Below are 2,661 nucleotides of genomic sequence, written 5' to 3' on the forward strand. Positions count from 1 at the left end.
GGCAGGCGCCGAGGCCGGCCAGCACCGCGCGGCGATCGCAGGCAGGGACACATCGACCCATCGCAGGAATAGATCCGCCCCCTTTTTACGAAAAATCCGGCCCGTCGCGGGTTTGCCTCGGCGCGCGCCGGCCACAGCCTATCGCGAAATGTATCGCCGTGTAACATTGGTCGGCGAACGGCCCGCGCCGGACGCTTGACACAAAACGCGTTCCGGGCGACCCCTCAGCCCCCCGGCGTACCCGCTTGGTTCTTCTGGCGCGACGATCGGATCCGACCAGCCATCATGGCGACGTCCCGCTGAAGCGGGGCGGATCGACTAAGGAAGACACCTCGGCGTGAGCGCGGAACCGAACGACGACGTTCTCCAGGGTAAGCGCGTGCTCGTCGTCGAAGACGAAGCCGCGATCTCGATGCTGCTCGAAGACATGCTGCTCGATTTCGGCTGTACCGTGGTCGGCCCCGCCGCGCGTCTCTCGACCGCCCTCGAGATGGCCGAGGGCGAGACCTTCGAGGTCGCGATCCTCGACGTCAACGTCGCGGGCGAGCCGATCTACCCCGTCGCCGAGGCGATCGCGAAGCGCGACCTGCCGCTGATCTTCTCCACCGGCTACGGCGGCGCCGGCATCCGCGAGCCGTTCCGCGACCGGCCGGTGGTGCAGAAGCCCTTCAGCCAAGCCGACCTCAAGCGCACGCTCATCGGCGCGATCAGCGCCGCGCGCGGCTGACGCGACCGGCGTTCTGACGAGCCTTCCGTCTACAAGCCTTCGATCGGGAACGCGTCGACGAGGTGGACCGGCCAGCCGCGGCCACCGATGAACACCGCGTCGGCCCTGAGCGTCAGCGCTGCCGCGAACGGGTTGCGGGAGACCCAGGCCCGCACCGCGCGCGAGAAGCGCTGCCGCTTGACCCGGCCGATCGCGCCCTGCGCCTCGACGAGCGTCGCCCGCGCCTTCACCTCGACGAAGGCGATGGTGTCGCCGCGCCGCACGATCAGGTCGATCTCGCCGCCGGCCGCGGCGACGCGCATCGCCAGCGGCCGATAGCCCTTCAGCATCAACGCGGCGAGCGCGAGCCATTCGGCCCGGCGCCCGCGCCGCTCCGTCGCCGCCCGCCGGCGCGTGGCCTCAGGCGTCCGCATCGGTCTTGCGTGCCAGCACCAGCGCCCGGTTGTAGACCGCGCGGCGCGGCTGCCCGGTCTCGTCGGCGACGAGGCTCGCGGCATCCTTGATCGAGTGGCGCGCGAGCGCTGCGAGCAGGGCCGCGTCGAGGCCGGCATCGGCCTCCTCCGGGCTCGCTTCGTCGGCTGCGGTGCCGATCACCACCACCACCTCGCCCTTGGGCGCGCCCTCCTCTGCGAAGGTGTCGGCGAGGCTGCCCAGCGTGCCGCGGCGGATCGTCTCGAACATCTTGGTCAGCTCGCGCGCCACCGCGGCCGGGCGGGTGCCGCCGAGGACCGAGGCCGCGTCGGCCAGCATCTCCGGCAGGCGGTGGGGCGACTCGAACAGCACCAGCGTGCCGGGGACGCCTGCGAGCGCGGAGAGCCGGTTGCGGCGCGCGCCGGCCTTCTGCGGCAGGAACCCCTCGAAGAAGAACCGGTCGGTCGGCAGGCCGGCGGCGACGATCGCCGTCATCACCGCCGACGGGCCGGGGATCGGGGTGATCGCGATCCCCGCCTCGATCGCCGCCTGGACCAGCTTGAACCCGGGGTCGGAGACCAGCGGCGTGCCGGCGTCCGACACCAGCGCCAGCGCCTCGCCGTCCAGCATCCGCCGCACCATCCGCTCGCGGACGGCGGCGTTCGAATGCTCGTGGTAGGCGACCAGCGGGGTGGTGATGCCGTAATGCATCAGCAGCGTGCGGGTGACGCGGGTGTCCTCGGCCAGCACCGCGTCGGCGGCGGCGAGCGTCGCGAGCGCCCGGATGGTCACGTCGCGCAGGTTGCCGATCGGCGTCGCCACCACGTGGAGGCCCGGCGTCGGCGGCTCGGCCTCGGTGGCGAGCCCGAAGGCGGTGAAGGTCGCGGGCTTGGCGGTTGAACCGCCCGGCGGGTCCTTGCGGACGGGGCGGCGTGCGGGCTCGATTCTCTGTGTCATCGCGGCGACCTTGCCACGGCGCGGGCCCGAGCGGAATTTGAACCGCGCCCGTTTCGACATCGGATGTGTCGGACACGCGTCCGCGAGGCCGGCGCGTTTACTTTTCGGGCGCACACTCTAAGCCTGTGCGACGATGTGTTCGTGCCGGATCTTGCGTGAAGGACGTTTCGCGATGGCGCGACATCTCTCGCCCCGCGCCTTCGGGACAAGGGCCGCCCTCGCCCTGACCTTCGCGCTCGCCGGGTGCGTCGGCGGGCCGGATGGGCCGCGCACCGTGCGCTCTGCCGCGCCGCCGCCGCGCGCCGAGCTTGCCCAGGACCTCGCCCCGAATCTCGCTCCGCCCGCAGATGCCGTCCCGGGGCTGACGCCGGCCGCCGCCTCGGCTCCGGGCCGGATCGGCAAGGGGTCGGTCAAGGTCGCCCTGGTGGTGCCGCTGTCGGGTCAGGGCGCCAACCTCGGTGCGGCGATGCGCAACGCCGCCGAGCTGGCGATGGAGGAGTACCAGCAGCCCGACCTCCAGATCCTGGTGCGCGACGACCGCGGCGCGCCGGACGGCGCCCGCGAGG

3 protein-coding genes and 1 pseudogene are annotated in these 2,661 nt (G+C 72.5%); 2 read left to right on the plus strand and 2 right to left on the minus strand.

Features of this window, described 5'->3' with window-relative positions; all coding sequences use genetic code 11:
• Nucleotides 1-337: 337 nt before the first annotated feature.
• The gene (locus FV222_RS22455) at nt 338-727 is read left to right on the plus strand and encodes a response regulator (protein WP_147754668.1); all 390 of its coding nucleotides are present in this window, start codon (nt 338-340) and stop codon (nt 725-727) included.
• A 29-nt stretch (nt 728-756) separates the two neighbouring features.
• On the opposite strand, the gene FV222_RS22460 is transcribed toward FV222_RS22455, so the two are convergent.
• Both FV222_RS22460 and rsmI read right to left on the minus strand, forming a co-directional pair.
• The gene (locus FV222_RS22460; RefSeq protein ID WP_238272886.1) at nt 757-1,140 is read right to left on the minus strand and encodes a YraN family protein; all 384 of its coding nucleotides are present in this window, start codon (nt 1,138-1,140) and stop codon (nt 757-759) included.
• Complete coding sequence (gene rsmI, locus FV222_RS22465) at nt 1,127-2,095, minus strand: 16S rRNA (cytidine(1402)-2'-O)-methyltransferase (RefSeq protein ID WP_147765136.1); 969 nt, start codon at nt 2,093-2,095, stop codon at nt 1,127-1,129. Before rsmI ends, FV222_RS22460 begins: the two co-directional genes overlap by 14 nt.
• 172 nt (nt 2,096-2,267) lie before the next feature.
• Between rsmI and FV222_RS31450 the strand changes: the two are divergent.
• Nucleotides 2,268-2,661 (plus strand): annotated as a pseudogene (locus FV222_RS31450) (hypothetical protein); the annotation flags it as partial.

Origin of the sequence: Methylobacterium sp. WL103 (assembly GCF_008039885.1) — a bacterium.
Taxonomy (GTDB): Bacteria; Pseudomonadota; Alphaproteobacteria; order Rhizobiales; family Beijerinckiaceae; genus Methylobacterium; species Methylobacterium cerastii.